This window comes from Pseudomonas sp. MIL19 (assembly GCF_028680365.1).
GTDB classification, from domain to species: Bacteria; Pseudomonadota; Gammaproteobacteria; order Pseudomonadales; family Pseudomonadaceae; genus Aquipseudomonas; species Aquipseudomonas spirodelae.
The window spans coordinates 42,831-61,689 of the sequence record NZ_JAPPVG010000009.1 but is presented as its reverse complement, the minus strand read 5'-3'; the positions used below and the strand labels follow the sequence as shown (position 1 = coordinate 61,689).

General features: G+C 62.1%; 24 protein-coding genes and 1 riboswitch. Of the genes, 7 read left to right on the top strand and 17 right to left on the bottom strand.

Annotation, left to right across the window (positions count from 1 at the left end; all coding sequences use genetic code 11):
• Positions 1-41 precede the first annotated feature (41 nt).
• The 10 genes from N1078_RS08470 to nrdR form a co-directional block, all read right to left on the bottom strand.
• Positions 42-689 carry a retropepsin-like aspartic protease family protein gene (locus N1078_RS08470; RefSeq protein ID WP_274087739.1) on the bottom strand — a complete coding sequence of 216 codons (648 nt, stop codon included), beginning with the start codon at positions 687-689 and terminating at the stop codon, positions 42-44.
• A 17-nt stretch (positions 690-706) separates the two neighbouring features.
• Positions 707-1,435, bottom strand: a complete 729-nt coding sequence (locus N1078_RS08465) for a substrate-binding periplasmic protein (protein WP_337993314.1) — start codon at positions 1,433-1,435, stop codon at positions 707-709.
• Between the two features lie 18 nt (positions 1,436-1,453).
• A complete protein-coding gene (locus tag N1078_RS08460; protein WP_274087738.1) occupies positions 1,454-1,984 on the bottom strand; it encodes a phosphatidylglycerophosphatase A family protein in 531 nt (176 codons plus the stop codon).
• Positions 1,977-2,945 (bottom strand): thiamine-phosphate kinase, encoded by a 969-nt coding sequence (gene thiL / locus N1078_RS08455; RefSeq protein ID WP_274087779.1) that lies wholly within the window; start codon positions 2,943-2,945, stop codon positions 1,977-1,979. The genes N1078_RS08460 and thiL overlap by 8 nt, the downstream gene beginning before the upstream one ends.
• A 15-nt stretch (positions 2,946-2,960) precedes the next feature.
• Positions 2,961-3,452 (bottom strand): transcription antitermination factor NusB, encoded by a 492-nt coding sequence (gene nusB / locus N1078_RS08450; protein ID WP_274087737.1) that lies wholly within the window; start codon positions 3,450-3,452, stop codon positions 2,961-2,963.
• The gene (gene ribH, locus N1078_RS08445) at positions 3,449-3,925 is read right to left on the bottom strand and encodes a 6,7-dimethyl-8-ribityllumazine synthase (RefSeq protein WP_090243179.1); all 477 of its coding nucleotides are present in this window, start codon (positions 3,923-3,925) and stop codon (positions 3,449-3,451) included. Before ribH ends, nusB begins: the two co-directional genes overlap by 4 nt.
• Before the next feature lie 80 nt (positions 3,926-4,005).
• Positions 4,006-5,085: a bifunctional 3,4-dihydroxy-2-butanone-4-phosphate synthase/GTP cyclohydrolase II gene (gene ribBA, locus N1078_RS08440; protein ID WP_274087736.1), complete on the bottom strand. Its 1,080-nt coding sequence runs from the start codon at positions 5,083-5,085 to the stop codon at positions 4,006-4,008.
• Between the two features lie 12 nt (positions 5,086-5,097).
• On the bottom strand, positions 5,098-5,760 hold the full coding sequence (locus tag N1078_RS08435) for a riboflavin synthase (protein WP_274087735.1): 663 nt from the start codon (positions 5,758-5,760) through the stop codon (positions 5,098-5,100).
• A 167-nt stretch (positions 5,761-5,927) separates the two neighbouring features.
• Positions 5,928-6,091, bottom strand: a riboswitch (FMN riboswitch).
• Positions 6,092-6,207: 116 nt separating this feature from the next.
• Positions 6,208-7,326 carry a bifunctional diaminohydroxyphosphoribosylaminopyrimidine deaminase/5-amino-6-(5-phosphoribosylamino)uracil reductase RibD gene (gene ribD / locus N1078_RS08430; protein ID WP_274087734.1) on the bottom strand — a complete coding sequence of 373 codons (1,119 nt, stop codon included), beginning with the start codon at positions 7,324-7,326 and terminating at the stop codon, positions 6,208-6,210.
• Complete coding sequence (gene nrdR / locus N1078_RS08425) at positions 7,326-7,790, bottom strand: transcriptional regulator NrdR (RefSeq protein ID WP_167376767.1); 465 nt, start codon at positions 7,788-7,790, stop codon at positions 7,326-7,328. The genes ribD and nrdR overlap by 1 nt, the downstream gene beginning before the upstream one ends.
• Before the next feature lie 115 nt (positions 7,791-7,905).
• Between nrdR and N1078_RS08420 the strand changes: the two genes are divergently transcribed.
• From N1078_RS08420 to trxA, 3 genes are all read left to right on the top strand, one after another.
• Positions 7,906-8,352: a YbaY family lipoprotein gene (locus N1078_RS08420; RefSeq protein WP_274087733.1), complete on the top strand. Its 447-nt coding sequence runs from the start codon at positions 7,906-7,908 to the stop codon at positions 8,350-8,352.
• Entirely contained in the window at positions 8,349-9,005 is a 657-nt protein-coding gene (locus N1078_RS08415) for a class I SAM-dependent methyltransferase (RefSeq protein ID WP_274087732.1), read from the top strand. The genes N1078_RS08420 and N1078_RS08415 overlap by 4 nt, the downstream gene beginning before the upstream one ends.
• A 67-nt stretch (positions 9,006-9,072) precedes the next feature.
• Entirely contained in the window at positions 9,073-9,945 is an 873-nt protein-coding gene (gene trxA, locus N1078_RS08410; protein ID WP_274087731.1) for a thioredoxin, read from the top strand.
• Between the two features lie 134 nt (positions 9,946-10,079).
• Here trxA and N1078_RS08405 read toward each other — a convergent pair whose 3' ends face one another.
• Positions 10,080-10,418, bottom strand: coding sequence for a hypothetical protein (locus N1078_RS08405; protein ID WP_274087730.1), 339 nt, complete (start codon positions 10,416-10,418; stop codon positions 10,080-10,082).
• Positions 10,419-10,545: 127 nt separating this feature from the next.
• Here N1078_RS08405 and N1078_RS08400 point away from each other — a divergent pair, with 127 nt between their 5' ends.
• The 4 genes from N1078_RS08400 to N1078_RS08385 are packed head-to-tail and all read left to right on the top strand — an operon-like array spanning position 10,546 to position 13,678.
• Positions 10,546-11,118, top strand: a complete 573-nt coding sequence (locus N1078_RS08400) for a DUF2796 domain-containing protein (protein ID WP_274087729.1) — start codon at positions 10,546-10,548, stop codon at positions 11,116-11,118.
• A 48-nt stretch (positions 11,119-11,166) separates the two neighbouring features.
• Complete coding sequence (locus N1078_RS08395; RefSeq protein WP_274087728.1) at positions 11,167-11,877, top strand: ABC transporter ATP-binding protein; 711 nt, start codon at positions 11,167-11,169, stop codon at positions 11,875-11,877.
• 2 nt (positions 11,878-11,879) lie between these two features.
• Entirely contained in the window at positions 11,880-13,145 is a 1,266-nt protein-coding gene (locus tag N1078_RS08390) for an ABC transporter permease (RefSeq protein ID WP_274087727.1), read from the top strand.
• A gap of 11 nt (positions 13,146-13,156) precedes the next feature.
• On the top strand, positions 13,157-13,678 hold the full coding sequence (locus tag N1078_RS08385; RefSeq protein ID WP_274087726.1) for a DUF3299 domain-containing protein: 522 nt from the start codon (positions 13,157-13,159) through the stop codon (positions 13,676-13,678).
• A gap of 159 nt (positions 13,679-13,837) precedes the next feature.
• On the opposite strand, the gene N1078_RS08380 is transcribed toward N1078_RS08385, so the two are convergent.
• The 6 genes from N1078_RS08380 to N1078_RS08355 are packed head-to-tail and all read right to left on the bottom strand — an operon-like array spanning position 13,838 to position 18,710.
• Entirely contained in the window at positions 13,838-14,935 is a 1,098-nt protein-coding gene (locus tag N1078_RS08380; RefSeq protein WP_274087725.1) for a tetratricopeptide repeat protein, read from the bottom strand.
• A 1-nt stretch (position 14,936) separates the two neighbouring features.
• Complete coding sequence (locus N1078_RS08375) at positions 14,937-15,635, bottom strand: energy transducer TonB (protein ID WP_274087724.1); 699 nt, start codon at positions 15,633-15,635, stop codon at positions 14,937-14,939.
• On the bottom strand, positions 15,635-16,045 hold the full coding sequence (locus tag N1078_RS08370) for an ExbD/TolR family protein (RefSeq protein WP_274087723.1): 411 nt from the start codon (positions 16,043-16,045) through the stop codon (positions 15,635-15,637). Before N1078_RS08370 ends, N1078_RS08375 begins: the two co-directional genes overlap by 1 nt.
• A 10-nt stretch (positions 16,046-16,055) precedes the next feature.
• Positions 16,056-16,604 carry a MotA/TolQ/ExbB proton channel family protein gene (locus N1078_RS08365; protein WP_274087722.1) on the bottom strand — a complete coding sequence of 183 codons (549 nt, stop codon included), beginning with the start codon at positions 16,602-16,604 and terminating at the stop codon, positions 16,056-16,058.
• Positions 16,597-17,943: a MotA/TolQ/ExbB proton channel family protein gene (locus N1078_RS08360; protein ID WP_274087721.1), complete on the bottom strand. Its 1,347-nt coding sequence runs from the start codon at positions 17,941-17,943 to the stop codon at positions 16,597-16,599. Before N1078_RS08360 ends, N1078_RS08365 begins: the two co-directional genes overlap by 8 nt.
• Entirely contained in the window at positions 17,940-18,710 is a 771-nt protein-coding gene (locus N1078_RS08355) for a DUF3450 domain-containing protein (RefSeq protein WP_274087720.1), read from the bottom strand. Before N1078_RS08355 ends, N1078_RS08360 begins: the two co-directional genes overlap by 4 nt.
• Positions 18,711-18,859 lie beyond the last annotated feature (149 nt).

The window sequence follows — 18,859 nt, the reverse complement described above, 5'->3', positions numbered from 1 at the left end:
AACGTCGTAGGGCCGACGCGCAGCAGGCCGTTAGCAAGCGCTTAGTACTTGGACTCCAGCACCAGCATATCCTGCTCCACCTTCCAGCCAACCCGGCTGAGAAAACTCATGCCGAGCAAGGCTTCGCGAGGCGAACTGCCTTCGAGCACCACGGCATCAACGCCCAATACTTCCAGCTCACCGACCTTGACCCGATCAAGCGTCACGCGCCAGCCGCGTGCCGTACCACTGGCGGTGCTGACTTGCAAAGGTGAGCCGGTAACCCGGTAATCGATACCCAACCGGCGGGCATGCTCATCATTAAGTGCCACCGAGGTGGCGCCGGTATCGACCAGAAACTGGATGGACTGACTGTTCACCGAGCCGGCGACCCAGTAATGCCCGCCGATACCTTTGGCCACGCTGAGTTGTTTCTTCTGCGCTTCGGCAAAACCGTTGCTGTACTCACGGCTGAGGCTATAGCTGCGCTCAATACCGTCGACACGCAACACCGCGCCACGGCTATCCGCACTGACCACCTGGACGCCAAGCGGGCCAACCTGGCCGACTTTGACCAGCTTGCGCTGCCCTTCGACATTCAAGACTGCAGCGCCGGGGAACAGGCCGACGACGCGCACCTGAGTGGCCGCCATTACCCAGCTGCTCAATAGCAACGGCGCGCTCAATAGGATTAATTTCAGGGCGTACATGGACGGCCTCGCACAGGTTAATCAAACGGGTAAGGCTGCTTCCAGCGCATGAATATCGGCCGCAAACGGCCATCTGCGACCATCTCGTCCATGCGCTTATCGAACAGCTCGGCCAGGGCACGGCCACGCGGGTTATCGCCAAAGCCCAAATACAGCGGCAGATCAATCAACGGGGATACGCGGTAACGCGACGGCACGCGGGCATCACGCAAAATAAATGTAATTTCATCTTGAGCATCGAGATAGAAATCCGTGCGCCCCTGATCCAGCATGCCGAGGATACCGCTGCGGCGCAGCACTTCGCGGTACTGGTGCAAATTTGGCAGATAACGTTGGTATTCATAGCCGTGCACCCACGCCAGGCGAAACGAGCCGATGCTTTCAAGGGTCGGCGCAGGCGTACTGGCCAGCCCCAGCGCCACAATCTTGTCGGCGTCATAGTGCCAACGCGGGTAAATCACACGGTCAGCGATTTCATTAAGGTAGGCGCCTACCCAGGCATCGGCTACGCCACGCTGCACCAGACCAATCGAGCGTGTATAGGGCACGCTGTGTATCTGCAGCTCTACGCCTGCCGGCTCATAGACCGCACGCAGGATATCCCAAGCCAGCCCGCCACCATCGGCATCGGTGTGCTGCGGCCAAGATTCGGCAGCAATGCGTACCTGCGTCAGCTCGACAGCACTGGCCAATGTACTGGCAACGCTGATTACAGCCCACAGCATCCAATAAACGCAGCGCTCCATTGCCCTACCTCTTACGCGTCACCAACCCAGCGCAGCAGCCAACCCGTTGGCCCACCCCCAAACAATCAGTTGCAGCGCCAACCAGGCGAATACGCCCGCGAGTACGTCATCGAGCATGATGCCAACACCACCATGCACATGCCGATCGATCCAGCGAATCGGCCATGGTTTGAGAATGTCGAACAGGCGAAACAATAGAAAGCCTAGCAGCAGCCAGCCCCAGCCGTCCGGCACCAGCCAAAGGGTAATCCACATGCCGACCATTTCGTCCCAGACGATGCCCTCATGGTCATGCACCCGCAGGTCATCGGCCACCTTGCCGCACAGCCAGAAGCCAAACAGCATGGTAAGGCCGAGCATCAGCCAATAACCCCAGTCCGGCAGTAACTGAAGCAGCGGGATAAACGGCAATGCCACCAGCGAGCCCCAGGTACCCGGCGCTTTCGGCAAGGTGCCAGAGCCGAAACCGAAGGCCAGGAAATGCCAGGGATTGCGCCACACCGAAGGCGGTACGAACTCGGCAGGAACTTGCTTGGGATGATCAGTCACGGACACTTCCAAAATGTTGATAGCCGCTACGGGGCAGCTGAACGGGCTGACCGTGTGGATCCAGCAGGGTAACGCCCTGGCCGGCCACGACCCGGCCAATCGCCTGCACCGGCAAGCCGGTCTGCTGTAACTCAGGGAGATAGTGCGCCGGCAAGGTAAAGGCCAGCCGATAATCATCGCCGCCGCTTAAACCGCACTGACGCGCCACCGACTCTCCGGCAAAGGCCCGCAAGGCGGCGGAAAGCGGCACCTGCGCCTGCTCGATAATCAGCCCCACGCCAGACGCGGCGGCAATATGCCCGCAATCAGCGAGTAAACCATCGGAGATATCCAGCGCGGCGCTGGCCTTGCCGCGCAGGGCCAGGCCCAATTCAAGCTGCGGCATGGGCGACCAGTAACGCGCCAACAGCGCAGCGGCCACTGCTGGCTCAGCCTGCTGCTGCCCCAGCACCAGCGGCAACGCACCCGCAGCATCGCCCAGTTCGCCGCCCACGCAGAGTAGATCGCCAACCTGGGCGCCCTTTCGCGTCAGCGCCATACTGGTAGGCACACGGCCGAAAACCGTCAGGGTGAGGCTCAGCGGACCGCGAGTGGTGTCGCCGCCAATCAGTCGAATCGCACAGCGTTGCGCCATGTGGTCCAAACCGCGAGCAAAAGCTTGCAACCAATCGGGCTCGGCGCCAGGCAAGGTTAAGGCGAGGGTAAAGCCGACAGGCGTCGCGCCCATCGCTGCTAAATCACTGACCGAGACACCCAGCGCGCGTTGGCCGAGCAGATAAGGGTCAGGTGATAGGGGAAAATGCACCCCACTAACCAGGGTGTCAGTGGAGATGGCCAGCTGTTCGCCAGCTGGCAACTCCAGCAGGGCACAGTCGTCGCCAATACCTAAAGCCACGCCTTCGCCAGCCTGCGCACAGGACGCAGCGGCGAAGTAGTGACGGATCAGCTCGAACTCACCCAAGGCACTCAAGCCAGATCAGCGCTTGTGGGCGCGAACTTCATCGGCCCGCAAACGCGGCGCCAGCTTGTCCAGCACGCCGTTAACGAACTTGTGCCCGTCGGTTGCACCAAACACCTTGGCCAACTCGATGCCTTCGTTGATCACCACGCGATAAGGGATATCGATGCGGTTTTTCAGCTCGAAGGTCGACAGACGCAAGATCGAAAGCTCAACCGGATCGATTTCATCCAGCGGGCGATCCAGCAACGACGCAAAAGCCCCGTCGATCTCACTCTTCTGCCGCGGCACGCCGTGCAGAATCTCGTGAAAGTAAGCACCGTCGACTGCCGTGAAGTCGTTATCGACGCGGAACTGCGCTTCGATTTCGTTCAACTGCTGCCCAGCCATGTGCCAGGAATACAGTGCTTGCATGGCCAGCGTGCGCGCCTGACGGCGTGCCAGGGTCTTGGTGCTAGGGCCTTTTTTCGGCGCTTGCGGTGGCTGCCCGTTACCGTCGGTCTGGCTCACTTGGCCTCCAACTGCGCCAGCAGGCTAACCATTTCCAGGGCAGACAATGCAGCTTCTGCACCTTTGTTACCGGCCTTGGTGCCGGAGCGCTCAATGGCTTGCTCGATGGAATCGACAGTCAGTACGCCAAAGGCGACCGGCACACCGAACTCCATGGACACCTGGGCCAAGCCCTTGGTGCATTCGCCCGCCACGTATTCGAAGTGCGGGGTGCCGCCACGGATGACTGCACCGAGGGCGATGATCGCGTCAAAGTCACCACGCTGGGCGACTTTCTGTGCCACCAGCGGGATCTCGAAGGCACCCGGCGCACGGATGATGGTGATGTCGTCTTCCTTCACGCCATGGCGAACCAGGGCGTCAACGGCGCCACTTACCAGGCTTTCGACAACAAAGCTGTTAAAGCGGCCGACGACCAGGGCGAATTTGCCTTGCGGGGCGATGAAAGTACCTTCGATGGTCTTCAGGGTCATGGAACAATTCTCATATAGCGTTAAAGAGCCAGGGGCAAAAAATGAATAGCCCAACGAAACAGCGCATAGCGCGGCAGTCGTTATTCAGCGGGCAGGTATTCTACAACTTCTAGGTCAAAGCCGGATATCGCATTGAACTTCATTGGTGAGCTCATCAGGCGCATCTTACGCACGCCGAGGTCACGCAAAATCTGCGAGCCTGCACCGACCGTGCTGTACGTGGCCGGGCTGGCCGGTTGCTGACGATCCAGCAGCGCCAGCAGTTCTGGCCCAGTCAGCGGATTGCCCAGCAGCAGCACCACGCCGCTACCGGCCTTAGCCACCTCGGCCATGGCCGCACGCAGGCTCCAACGGCCCGGCTGGTTGACCAGAAACAGGTCGCGCAGCGGGTCCATGTTGTGCACGCGCACCAAGGTCGGTTCTTCAGCACACACCGTGCCCAGTGTCAGGGCCATGTGCGCGGTGTCTTCCACGCCATCACGGTAGGTCACCAGGTTAAACTGACCCAGCTCGGTGTCGAGCACCTGCTCGCTGGCACGTTCAACCGTGCGCTCGTGCATCAAACGGTAGTGGATCAGGTCAGCAATGGTGCCGATCTTGATGCCGTGCTCGGCGGCAAACACTTCCAGCTCAGGGCGACGCGACATGGTGCCGTCGTCATTCATGATCTCGCAGATCACCCCGCTCGGCTCAAAGCCACCCATACGCGCCAGGTCGCAAGCGGCCTCGGTATGGCCAGCACGCGCCAGCACGCCGCCGGCTTGCGCCATCAGCGGGAAGATATGGCCTGGGCTGACGATATCGTCGGCCTGAGCGTTCTTCGCGGCCGCTGCCTGCACGGTGCGCGCGCGGTCGGCGGCGGAGATACCGGTCGTGACGCCCTCGGCGGCTTCGATGGAGACGGTGAACTTGGTGCCAAAACCGGAACCGTTACGCGGCGCCATCAGCGGCAACTTGAGCGTTTCGCAGCGCTCACGGGTCATCGGCATGCAGATCAGGCCGCGCGCGAAACGCGCCATAAAGTTGATGTGCTCGGCGGTGACACACTCGGAGGCGATGATCAGGTCGCCTTCGTTCTCGCGGTCCTCGTCATCCATCAGAATGACCATCTTGCCGGCGCGGATGTCTTCGACCAGTTCTTCGATACTGTTAAGAGCCATGCGGGCGATTCCTTATTTGTTCAGGTAGCCGTGTTCGGCGAGAAAACTTGCGGTCATGCCCGAGGCAGCGGGCTCAGCAGCCTTGTCACCGAGCAACAGACGCTCCAGGTAACGGGCCAGCAGGTCCACCTCAAGGTTTACCTGCTTGCCGGGGCGGTAATCGACCATGATGGTTTCGGCCAAGGTATGCGGCACGATAGTCAGCTCGAACTCAGCACCGTTGACCGAGTTGACCGTCAGGCTGGTGCCATCGACGGTGATCGAGCCTTTATGGGCGATGTACTTGGCCAACTCACGCGGGGCGCGGATGGTGAACTGCCAAGCACGGGCATTTTCCGCCATCGAGACGATCTCGCCGACGCCGTCAATATGCCCGCTGACCAGGTGGCCACCTAGACGGCTGGTGGGTGTCAGGGCCTTTTCCAGGTTGACCTTACTGCCAGCCTTGAAATCGATAAACGCGGTACGCGCTAGGGTTTCGCGGCTGACATCAGCCCAGAAACCATCGCCTGGCAACTCAACAGCGGTCAGGCATACGCCGTTAACCGCAATGCTGTCGCCCAGTTTGACGTCGCCGAGGTCAAGCTTCCCGGTTTCTACATACACCCGCACATCGCCGCCCTTGGGCGTCAATGCGCGAATACTGCCAATGGCTTCGATTATGCCGGTAAACATGCCACCCCCTGTTTAGCGCCCACGGCACAGCACTGGCGGAAAACGCCAGATGCGCGTGGCACGGAAAATAAATCAGACATCTAGACCAACTCCTGTTTTATAAAAAACAGGGCGTGTTTGATCGATAGGGATTTCAAGGCGCACCTAAATGCGCCTTATTGAGGCAATCCCGCTCTCTCTTTATCCGGACTTTAACCGTCGGCCCCGGAATCACACCGGGTCTGCTGACCTTGTCCCGGGGCTTATACCGCCTTGGACAAGCGCTCGCGGGCTAGACACTTTGCGCGTCATTACCGCCGGTGGGGAATTACACCCCGCCCTGAGAACGTTACGACCACCTGCGTAGCCGAGACGCGTTTTACCACAATTGCCGCCACCCTGCATGGCTAAGCGACAGCCTGAATGGCGTGCCATGGCTAATCACGGGCCATCATCAAGGGCCACTCATCACGCTGCCGGCTGCGGCACCGCGATAATTCGCCAGTCATCACCGACGGCACGCATCTCGACAATTTTCAGCGCAGCCGCATCGGCCATCCGCGCTAACGGCAGGTCAAGTAGCGGCCGCGCGCTGGAGCCGAGCAGTTTGGGCGCGACGAACAGTTGATACTCATCCACCAGCCCCAAGCGGGCAAACGCCCCGGCCAAACGCGGACCGGCTTCAACCAACACCTCGTTAGCACCACGCGCAGCCAATTCAACAAGTAGCTTGCGCAGGTCAACATGCCCGTTGCTGCCCGGCACGGCCAATAGTTCGTGTCCATCGTCGAGATAGCGATCTCGCGCAGACGCCGCCGCACAGGTCGCCACCATGGCCGCGCCTGCCTGGAAGAACGGCACACTCAGCGGAACCCGCAAACGGCCATCAACCAGCACGCGCAACGGCGGCCGCGCCTGCGCCAAAGCGCTTAGCTCAGCGCCGAGGCCCAACTCATCGGGGCGTACGGTCAAGCGGGCCTCATCAGCCAGCACCGTGTCGGCACCCGTCAGCACCACGCTGGAGCGGGCGCGTAATCGCTGTACCGCCGCCCGCGCCGCAGGGCCGGTAATCCACTGGCTCTCGCCACTGGCCATGGCAGTACGCCCGTCCAGGCTCATTGCCAGCTTGACCCGCACAAACGGCAGGCCGGTCTCCATACGCTTGATAAAGCCGGCATTTAGCGCGCGCGCCTCAACCTCCAGCACGCCGCTCTGCACCGCGATACCCGCATGCATCAGCCGCAGCAGACCATTGCCGCCGACTTGTGGATTGGGGTCTTGCATGGCCGTCACTACACGAGCGATACCGGCATTGACCAGCGCATCAGCACAGGGCGGCGTGCGCCCGTGATGGCTGCAGGGTTCCAGCGTGACGTAGGCCGTTGCACCACGGGCCTTGTCACCGGCCTGGCGCAGCGCATGCACTTCAGCATGCGGCTCGCCCGCACGGGCATGCCAACCTTCACCGACGATGCGCCCATCCAGAACGATTACACAGCCAACACGGGGATTGGGGTGGGTGGAGTACAGGCCTTTACGGGCCAGCTCCAGTGCACGGGCCATAAAGGCGTGATCGGAATTCATCATCAACCTTTGATGGGCTCGCGGGACAGACGGTCGATTTCCTCGCGGAACTCGTTGAGGTCTTGAAAGCGTTTGTATACCGAGGCGAAGCGGATATAGGCCACTTCATCGAGCTTCTGCAGCTCCCCCATGACCAACTCACCGAGCACCAGCGACTTGATCTCACGCTCACCGGTAGCACGCAGCTTGTGTTTGATGTGGGCGATGGCCGCTTCCAAGCGCTCGATGCTCACCGGACGTTTCTCCAGTGCACGCTGCATGCCAGCACGCAGCTTATCCTCATCGAATGGCTGACGACTGCCGTCCTGTTTGATCAGGCGCGGCATCACCAGTTCGGCGGTTTCAAAGGTGGTAAAGCGCTCTTCACAGGCCACGCATTCGCGCCGACGACGTACCTGCCCGCCCTCGGCAACCAGCCGTGAGTCGATCACCTTGGTGTCATTGGCAGCGCAAAAAGGGCAGTGCATAAATAAAGCCAGCCTTAGAACGAAAGCACCATGGTAGCGCATCCCTCTGGCAAGACAAACCGAGGGCTTTGCGGTATACAAGCGCCCACCCAAACCAGCGGAGTTGATGCCCTCGATGAAAAACCGTACGCCGCTGCAATCGCTGATCGCATTGAGCCTGATCGCGCTCCTGGCGGCCTGCACCCGCGATGGTCCACCCGCCACGACCACCACGCTGCCTCAAACCCAGGCAGCAACAGCGCCGCTACCCGCCTATCAGCGCGAGTTGAGTGGCAGCCTGCTGAATGTGCCAAGCGGTGCAGATGTCGAACTCGCCCTGCTGGCCGTCGATCAACGCGGCCGTCCGCAGGCGCTGCTGGGCAATATCCAGCTACGCGGCACCGGTAAGCCGTTGGCATTTCGCCTGCCGTTCAACCCAGACACCTTCAGCAAGCACTCGCGCATCGAGTTGCACGGCCGCGCCAATCAGGCCGGCCGGCTGATTCTGCGCCTGCCCGCGCAGCCGATTACCCAAGCCGAAACCCAAACCCTCGGCCAATTACGCCTGGCGCCCGCACCATGACTCCACAAGCAGCCCTGCAAGCCGCGCTCAGCGAACTGCTGGGTGACGCCCAGCTCAGCGCGCAAACCCTGCCCGGCACCACGATCAAGCTATGGCTGATCGACCCGGCGAACATGGACCGCTGTTTTAGCCCGGAAGAGACTCGCCTGATCCTCGAAGAACCGCCCTACTGGTGCTTCTGCTGGGCCAGCGGCCTGGTACTGGCCCGCTGGCTGGCCGAACACCCCGAGTGGGTGCGCGGCAAGCGCGTACTGGATTTCGGTACGGGCTCCGGCGTGGCGGCGATTGCTGCGGCCAAGGCCGGTGCGCTGGAAGTGGTAGCTTGCGATCTCGATCCGCTGGCGATTGCGTCCTGCCAGGCCAACGCTGCACTGAATGATGTGGTGCTGAGTTATTCAGCCGACTTCTTCGCAGAGGCTGATCGTTTCGACCTGATCATCGTCGCCGACGTGTTGTATGACCGCGCCAACCTGCCGCTGCTCGACCAGTTCCTCAGTCGCGGCCGTCAGGCGCTGGTGGCCGACTCACGGGTGCGCGACTTCCAGCACCCGCTGTATCAGCGCCTTGGCATACTCGAGGCGTGCACCTGGCCAGACCTGGCCGAGCCGGCTGAGTTTCGCCACGTCAGCCTGTACCACGCGCAGCGTGATTAAATCGCCCCTTGCATCCAGCGCGCCGTGCCCGCATTTATAGCCCATTGCATTTCAGCCGAGACCGACCATGAGCGACTCCCCTTATATTGTTGATATCGCAGGCAGCGCCAGCTTCGAACAGCTGGTCATCGAAAACTCCTTTCAGCAACCCGTCCTGGTGGATTTTTGGGCTGAATGGTGTGCGCCCTGCAAAGCATTGATGCCGCTGCTGGCGAAGATCACCGAGGAGTATCAGGGCGAGTTGCTGCTGGCCAAGGTCAACTGCGACATCGAGCAAGATATCGTCGCCCGCTTTGGCATTCGCAGCCTGCCGACGGTGGTGTTGTTCAAAGAGGGTAAACCGGTCGATGGTTTTACCGGGGCGCAGCCCGAATCGGCGATTCGCGAGATGCTCAAGCCCCATGTGGCCGAGCCTGCCCCCGCGGGGGCCGACCCGATGGAAGCCGCGCAAGCGCTGTTCAGCGAAGGGCGTTTTGCCGATGCCGAAGCCGTACTTAAGGTGTTGCTGACGGAGAACAATGAACATGCTGCGGCGCTGATTCTCTACGCGCGCTGCCTGGCCGAACGCGGCGAACTGGACGAAGCCGAAGCCGTGTTAGGCGCCGTCAAAGGCGATGAGCACAAACAAGCCCTGGCCGGCGCCCGCGCGCAGCTGACCTTTCTGCGCCAGGCCAGCGCACTGCCCGACGTTGCCAGCCTGAAAACCCGTCTGGGGCAAAACGCGGAAGATGATGAAGCCTGCTATCAGCTAGCCGTACAGCAGTTGGCGCGCCAGCATTACGAGCCAGCATTAGATGCCCTGCTCGCACTGTTTATCCGCAACCGTAACTACGCCGACGGCCTGCCGCACAAGACACTGCTGCAAGTCTTCGACCTGCTCGGCAATGACCACCCACTGGTCACGGCCTACCGGCGCAAGCTGTATCAAGCGATTTACTAAACCCTATCTGCCGTTCGGTGCGGATCTCGCTACTAAAGCCCCTCTCACGCGCACAGTGACTCCGAGGGAGAGGCTTTAGCCGCGACAGATTAATCGTAAGATAACGCCGCGCAGCAACGCCCCGGCGCCGCCCATTAATCCACCCAGTGATAAATGGCCGCATCGGCGCCCGCCTCCACTCGCACCTGCGCGCAATGACGCAAGCGCACCAACAGGCGCTTGCCTGCTGCCTCCCCGCCTGCCAGTCCCGCCAGTTGCCCAAGCAAGTGCGGCCCTTCGAGCTGCCCGGCCTCACGCAATAACGCCAGCGTGGTCTGCCACAGCGCATCATTGGCCACCGGTGCGGTAGCCGCTGCCGGCGCAGTCGGCACATCCAGGGTCACATGCTGAGCCAGTTGCGCCCAATCCTGCGCATCCAGTTCAACCGTCAGGTCTACCGGCCAGGCGCCGATCTGCCCACGAATTCGCACCATCACCCTGCCCCTCTAAAGATCAGCCGCCATGCTCCCACGCCACAACGAGCACGCCAAGGAAGACTGGTCACGCGCCCCATAAAGTTGTTATAACGTAACAAGTAATTACTTCGAACCGGAGACCACCATGCGCCGCCTGCTACTTGCCCTGCCTTTTGCCCTGCTGCCGCTTGCCGCCAGTGCTGCCGAACACAATCATGAACACGATGAACATCAGCACGAACATGCCGAACACAGCAGCCTGGATGCCCACGCGCACGGCGCCGCGCAACTCAACGTGGTGCTCGACGGCAAAGTGCTGGAACTACAACTGGAAAGCCCGGCCATGAACCTGGTGGGTTTCGAACATAACGCCGAGACGGATGCGGACAAAGCCAAGGTCGCCGCAGCGCGTAGCCAGCTGGAACAGCCAACGCTGCTGTTCGGCGTGAATGCCGGCGACTGCAGCCTCAGCCAAACGGAATTACACAGCCCGCTGTTTGCTGGGCAGGCTGAAGCACATGAGCATGACAACGCTCACAGTGATATCGACGCGCACTACACCCTCGACTGCCAGGCGCCCGACCAACTCAAGCAACTTGATCTGGCTGAGCTGTTCAAGCGCTTCCCCGCCACCGAGAAAATTCAGGTACAACTGATCGGCCCAAATGGTCAGCAAGGCTTAGAACTAACGCCCGCGCAGCCGACTCTGAGCTTTTAATCACTTATTTTGCAGCAGAACGGCCGGGGCAACCCGGCCGCTTATTTTATGAGCACAGCCCTGATCCAACTGTCTAACCTCGGCTTTGCCTGGCCCGGCCAGCCCGAACTGCTAGACATCGACAGCTTCACCCTGCAACGCGGCGAAAGCCTGTTTCTCAAAGGCCCCAGCGGCAGCGGCAAGACCACCTTGCTGGGCTTGCTCGGCGGGGTGCAGAAGCCCAACCGTGGCAGCATCCGTTTGCTCGATCAGGATCTGAGCACACTGTCCGCCGGTGCCCGCGACCGCTTTCGCGTCGATCACACCGGCTATATCTTCCAGCAGTTCAACCTGCTGCCGTTTCTTTCAGTGCGTGAAAACGTCGAACTGCCCTGCCACTTCTCCAAACTGCGCGCCAGCCGCGCGGTGCAGCGCCATGGCAGCGTGGCCAAGGCCACCAAAGCGCTGCTCGCCCACCTTGGCTTGCACCAGCCGGAACTGCTGCAACGCCGCGCTGGCGACCTGTCGATCGGCCAGCAACAGCGCGTCGCCGCCGCCCGCGCGCTGATCGGCCAGCCGGAACTGGTAATCGCCGACGAACCCACCTCGGCGCTGGATGCCGACGCCCGCGAAGCCTTCCTAGAACTGCTGTTCGCCGAGTGCCGTGCCGCCGGCGCCAGCCTGCTGTTTGTCAGTCACGACCAAAGCCTGGCGCGCCTATTCGACCGCAGCGTGTCGCTCGCCGAACTGAACAAAGCCACCCGTTTGGCGGAGATTTAACGATGTACCTACTGCGTCTCGCCCTGGCCAGCCTGGGCAACCGCCGCTTTACTGCGTGGCTGACAGTGTTCGCCATCGCGCTTTCCGTGTGTTTGTTGCTCGCGGTCGAGCGGGTGCGCACCGAAGCCCGCGCCAGCTTTGCCAACACCATCAGCGGCACTGACCTGATTGTTGGTGCGCGCTCGGGCAGCGTGAACCTGCTGCTGTACTCGGTGTTTCGTATCGGCAACGCCACCAACAACATCCGCTGGGACAGCTTCGAGTACTTCGCCGAGCATCGTCAGGTCAAGTGGGCCATCCCGATCTCCCTGGGTGACTCACACCGTGGCTACCGGGTGATGGGCACCAGCCCGGCGTATTTCGAGCACTACCGCTACGCCCGCACCCAACAACTGCAACTGAGCAGCGGCCGCGCCTTTGCCGATGACCCATTCGAAGTGGTGCTCGGCGCGGAAGTAGCCCAAGCGCTTAACTATCAGCTTGATCAGGAACTGGTGCTGGCCCATGGCGTAGCCACCATCAGCCTGGTCAAACATGACGACAAACCGTTCAAGGTGGTCGGCATTCTCAAACGCACCGGCACCCCGGTTGACCGCACCCTGCACATCTCGCTGGCCGGTATGGAGGCCCTGCACGTCGACTGGCAAAACGGCATGCCAGCGCGCGGCGCGGCCAAGGTCAGCGTGGAACAAGCACGGGCTATGGACCTACAGCCCAAGCAGATCACCGCCGTGCTGCTCGGCCTGAACAGCAAGATCGCCACCTTCAGCCTGCAACGCGAGATCAACGAGTTTCGCGGCGAGCCGCTGCTGGCGATCCTGCCCGGCGTGGCGCTGCAGGAATTGTGGAGCCTGATGGGCACCGCCGAGAAAGCGCTGTTTGTGGTCTCGCTGTTCGTGGTGCTGACGGGGCTGATCGGCATGCTCACGGCAATTCTGACCAGCCTTAACGAACGCCGCCGGGAAATGGCAATTCTGCGCTCGGTCGGCGCGCGGCCTTGGCATATCGCAAGCCTGCTGATCGTAGAAGCCTTTGCCCTGGCCCTGGCCGGCGTGCTGCTTGGTGTGTTGTTGTTGTACCTGGGTATCGCGGGCGCGCAGGGCTATGTGCAGGCGAATTACGGCCTTTACCTGCCGCTGAATCTGCCAACCCGCTATGAGTGGACGCTGCTCGGCGCTATCCTGAGTGCCGCCCTGTTGATGGGCTGTGTACCGGCCTGGCGTGCGTATCGCCAATCCCTGGCCGATGGCTTATCGATCCGTTTATGAGGCTTTTTTGCATGCACCGCTCCCTGCTCGCCACCCTGCTGTTCACCCTGGCCCTGCCCCTGGCGGCTGCCGAGGTGCGCGAGCTGACCTGGTCGGAAATGGTCCCCGCCGATGCACCGCCGCAAGTAGTTGAGCCGGCACCGATCCACGACCTGTCGCAGCTGGCAAACGCCCTGGCCGAGTCCGGGCCCGCCAGCCAGCAGCAATCGCCCGCCGCCCCAGTGGTGCAGGCGCTGGATGGCCAAGCGGTAAAACTGCCCGGATATATCGTGCCGCTGGATGTCACCGATGAAGGCCGGGTGACTGAATTCCTGCTGGTGCCGTACTTCGGCGCGTGCATCCACGTACCGCCACCGCCGTCGAATCAGATCGTTCACGTCACCAGCGAGCTGGGCGTGCTGCTCGATGCGCTGTATCAACCGTTCTGGATCGAAGGCCCGCTCAAGGTCGAGCAGACCAGCAGCGAGCTGGCCGAAGCCGGTTATCAAATGCAGGCCCAGAAGATTTACGCCTACGAGCTGCCGGACAGCTAAGCGCTTGCCCCGTAGGGTGGGCTAGCGACGCAGCATGCCGACCGATCAACCGAACACGATCATGCCGCGGCGCGTAACCCAGGCTCTACGCGGCGACCAGCCAGAAAGAAGCCAGACCTAGGTCTGGCTTTTTTATTAGCTGCTACAACCGGCAGTCGATTAGCCGGCGCTGGCCACACGCTTTTCCCGCTCGAAGCTCAACTCACTTTCCGCCCAGTTCCGCCAGCTGCGCACTTTGCTGCGCTCGGCGCCAGCTCGCTCGGCCTTGGCTAGGGCATCCAGCCCCGCCTGCCAGCGTGCCTGCTCCATCTCCAACTGGGCCAGATTCATCCAGTGTTTGGCACTGCCCGAACGCTTGGCGAGCTCACGAAAAATCTGCGCAGCCTGACTGCGCTCGCGCGCCTGCCACCAGAGCAGCGCCAGGCGTTCTTCACGAGCGGCGGTACGCGGCAATAGGCCCTGATCGAGCATGCCGGCCAGCAGTGTGGCACCTTGCCAGGGCTGCTCAGCCGCACCGGCCAGCAGTACCAGATTGTCCAGTTCGCTTTCACTGAAGCGCAGCCCCTTCTGGTAGGCCGCACGCAAGGTTGCCAGGGACTTGGCGTGATTACCGCTGAGCTGCTGCAACGCCGCCAACTGACGCCAGCCCTGGGCATTGTTCGGCTGGCGCGCCAGCAGTTGCCGCTGCCAGCGCTCGGCGGCTGGGTAGCGTTTAACGTCCGCATTTATTGCGACTAAAAACTGCAACCAGCTGTCGGCCGCCTGCGGATTGGCCTGCACATAACGCTCAGCCAGGGGCAGCGCCTTCGCCGGCTGGCCAAGGCCCTGATAGGCCTGCACCAGCATCTGCAGCACCTCCTCATCAGCCTTCGCCTGCCCCGGCGCAAGCAGGCTTACAACCTGGGCATAGCGCCGCTCGACAAGGTTGAGGCGGGCCAGATTGAGCACTTCAGCAGCCTGCAGCTCGGCATCCAGCTTGGCGCTTTTCAGCACTTTATCGAGCAGTTCGATGGCCTGGGCATTATTGCCTTCAGCCCAGGCCAGGTACCCCTGACTGCGCCACAGCAGCGCTTCCTCCAAGCTACCCGGCTGAGCGTTGGCAGCCTCCAGAGCACGTCGTGCGGCGGCGTAGTCGCCGTTCTTCTGCGCCGTCTGCGCAGCATCCAGGGCGCGAAACACACTCGGGTCGACGCTTTGCCCGGCCGCCTGAGCCATACCCGCACCACACAGTGCGATCAGCAACAGTAAGCGATACATATCAGCGACCTCCTTCCAGTCGGAAGTACAGGGTTTTCACCGCTTCGCGCGGCACCGCTAGGCCACCTTCGGTGCGCGGCGCAAAACGCCAGCGCAGCGCAGCGCGGCGCGCTTCACGCTCGAACACATTCTGCGGACTGGCTTCGAGAACGCGCAGGTTCTCCACTGCGCCTTGGCGGTTGATGGTGAATGCCAATTTCACGTGACCTTCGATACCGCGCTGCAAGGCATAGCGCGGGTAATTAGGGCTGACATCATTAAGCGGCATGACTTCACTTTCCGGGCCACCCGGCTGCCCGCCCGCATCGCTGGGGGCGGTAGGGCCTGGCGTCGCCACGCTTGGTGCTGCCGCGCCTGCTGCCAGGCCAGTCAAACTCGGCGTCGGTGCGCTGCTCACCGCAATTCCCGCGCTCAGGCTCGGCACTGGCAGATCCAGGGCTGGTAGGTTGGCGCTCGGGGTGGCCGCCATCGGCGCCTGCGGGGTTGGCGGCTGCGGCGTCTGTGCTTGCGGTGGCTGCGGCGCCTGCTGGCGGGTGCGCGTCGCTGCATCGCTCGCCTTACCGTCCAAACGCACAAAATTGGCCACCGTCAGCGGCTCGTCACTCGGCTTACTCGCCGGCGGCGCGACCATATAAAGCATCAGGCCGAACAGCGCCAACGCCATCACACAGGCGGCGGCAAAAGACAGTGGCAGGCGCATCAACGCGCTCCCGCCGTAGCGGCCAAGGCAACATCCTGCACGCCCGCCAGGCGCGCCTGGTCCATTACCTGCACCACCAAGCCGGTACGTGCATCTTGATCGGCCTGCACCACCACGGCGCCATCCGGCTGATCGACGCGCATACGCTCAACATGGGCGCGCACGCTGCGTACATCGACCACTTTCTTGTCCATCCACACCTGCCCGTCGGCGGTGATGGCGATGAGGATATTACCTTTGTCTTGCGGGCTGGCGGTTTGCGCTTGCGGGCGCTGCACTTCGACGCCGGCTTCTTTGATAAAGGAGCTGGTGACGATGAAGAAGATCAGCATGATGAAAACCACGTCGAGCATCGGCGTCAGGTCGATGCCAGTGTCTTCGTCTTGCTGGTGGTGACGGCGCATTCTCATGTGTTGAATCTCAGTCGTGTCGCAGCTGGTCAGCCAGCCGCTCTAAAGCCCGGCGCGCATCACGTTCGAGACGCGCCAAGCTGAACAATCCAGTAATCGCCAGCACCATGCCGGCCATGGTCGGCAGGGTCGCCTGCCAGACGCCCGCCGCCATGCCGCGCGGGTTGCCGGTACCATTGATGGCCAGCACGTCGAACACCGCGACCATGCCGCTGACCGTACCAAGCAAGCCCAGCAGCGGATACATCGCCACCAGGGTCTTGCTCAGGCGCAGTGGCCCGAGCAAATGCTGCTGCGCCTGCGCCAGCCAGGCACTGCGCACTGCGCGCTGCCAGTTACCGGTGTCATCACCGATCACCTGCTGCCAGGCTTGGCGGCGTTCACGCACCCACTCCGGAAACACCCGGCGCATGTACCAGAAGCGCTCAAACACCAGGGTCCAGAACACCACGCACAGCCCGGCCAACGCCCACATCACCACGCCGCCGGCGCTCATGAAATCGAGCAAGGCGTGGCCGCTATCCACCAGGCGCAACCACAGCGCCAGCCAATCAGTCACGACGCGGCGCCCCGGACAGGTGCAGGGCAATCAGCCCGGCGCTTTGCTGCTCCAGCAGCTGAATCAGGCCCTTGCTGCGGCTGGCCAGCAGGGTGTGCAGGAACAGCAGCGGAATCGCCACCACCAGGCCCAACACCGTGGTCACCAGCGCTTGCGAGATACCATCGGCCATCAGTCGCGAATCACCGCCACCGCCTTGGGTGATGGCCTGGAAGGTGACGATCATCCCGGTCACGGTTCCGAGCAGGCCGAGCAGCGGTGCCACGGCGCTCACCAGTTTGAGCAGGCCCTGGCCTTTTTCCAGCGGCGGGGTTTCCTGCAGGATCGCCTCGTCGAGTTTCAGCTCCAGGGTTTCCAGATCCGATAACTGCGGCTTAGGCCCCAGCACGCCGATAATCCGCCCCAGTGGGTTATCCGCCCGCGGCGCGCTGAGGTCATGCATCTGCGCGTTGACGCCACGGCCCACACGGGTCAGATAAACCATGCGCCAGATTGCCAGCAACAGACCAAACAGACCCAGAGCGAGAATCACCCCGCCGACCAAACCACCTTGCTGTACACGATCCCACAGCCCCGGCTGACGCTGTAACTGCGCCAGCAAGGTGCCACGGCTCGGGTCGATCGGCAGGCTGGCAACCGCCTCACTGCTAGCCAGGTAATCCGCCACCTGGCCCAGCCCGGACGGCTGACGCGGGGGCGCCAGCAGCTCAGCAGCGTCGGCGTCATAACGCAGGAAGGCATCGTCGCCATAGGCCGAGAACGCGCCTACACGCAGCACGTTTTGTGGCGTGCGCGTACCATCTGCGGCCACCACCGGTAGCTGCAGCTGCTCTACACGGCCACTGGCGGTCAGGTCTTCGAGCAGCAGCATCCAGTAGCCATCGAGGTCAGCGGCCGACGGCAGCGTGCGGCTTTCAGCCAATGCCTTGAGACGCGCCAGACGCTCGGGGTATTGAGCATTGAGCAGGCTGTCCTGCCACTGGCCGGCGACATCACCAGCACTCTGACGCACCACGCCAAATAGCTCGCCAAGATGACCGACGCGCTGAGTCAGTAGTTTTTCCTGCTCGGCCAACTGGCTCTCCTGGCGGTCAAACTCGGCTTTCAGCTGTTCGGCTTCGGCTTTCTGCGTGGCCAGGGCACGGCGCGCGCTGGCCAGCAACTGGGCACGCTCGCTGCGCTCAGCAATAAACGCCTGTTCGCGGCTGTGCATGGCACTGACTTCAGCGGCACGCTCACTGCGGATGCGCTGCAACAATTGGTCAGGGCTCAACGGCTCGGCCGCACCCGCCAGAGCGGGCAAAAGAGCCAAGGTGAAAGCGAGAACACGACGATTCATGGCTTGGCCTCCAGCGCCAGAGTCTTCACGGGCAGGTCAAGCAGGGCAGGCGCCTGCTCCTGGCGGGCAATGGCAATGGCCTGGCGCAACGGACGGCGGGCACTGCCATCAAGGATTTGCCAGCTGCGCGCTTGCGGGTTCCACCAACCACTTTCATGGCCATCGAGGGTTTGGAAATACAACATGACCCGGCCTAGGCGGAGGAACTCAACGCTGCGCGAGGTGCCGTCGCTTGGCAGCTCACCGCGCCAGGCTTCGAGGGTGCGACCGTAATCGCTTTCCACTTGGTAGGCCTCAAGAATACGGCGGTATTTCTCGGCCAAGCTGACATCCGCCCGCGGCAGCAGGTCTTGTAACTGCGCCAGGCGATCACTGCGCTCGTCCGGCAAGAACGGCAGATCGGCGGCGATGAACTCCTCCAATACCTCGACCATACGGCGCATCTGCGGCGTTACCGCCTCCTGAGTGCGCTCAATGCCATCCAACTGCTGCTGATAACCCGCCAATTCTTTGCGCTGCGCCGCCACTAACTCACGCAGCTGGGCGTTATAGCCCTGCAAGGCTTCAGCTTGCTGCAACGCATTGCGGTACTCGGTCAGCATTTCCCGACTGGCGTCATCAAGCTGCTCAACACGCGCCTGCGAGGCCTTGGCTTCGACAGCTAGCTGCTGGCTTTCATCCAAGGCGGCATCCAGAGGTGTCGCCGCAAGTGGCGCGCTGGCCAGAACCAGAGCGGCTGCCAGCAGGCGCTTCGGCAGAGGGGTCATGAAGGCATTCCTTGTGAAGAGACTGAACATAAAGAGAAGCATTATCAACTGCATCTCCATCTTCAAGCAAGCCGCGTTGAGGCCAATCGCACGCTCATCCGCAAAGCGTAAGCGACGCACCTGAATAACTGTCGGCAAATTTAGGTAGC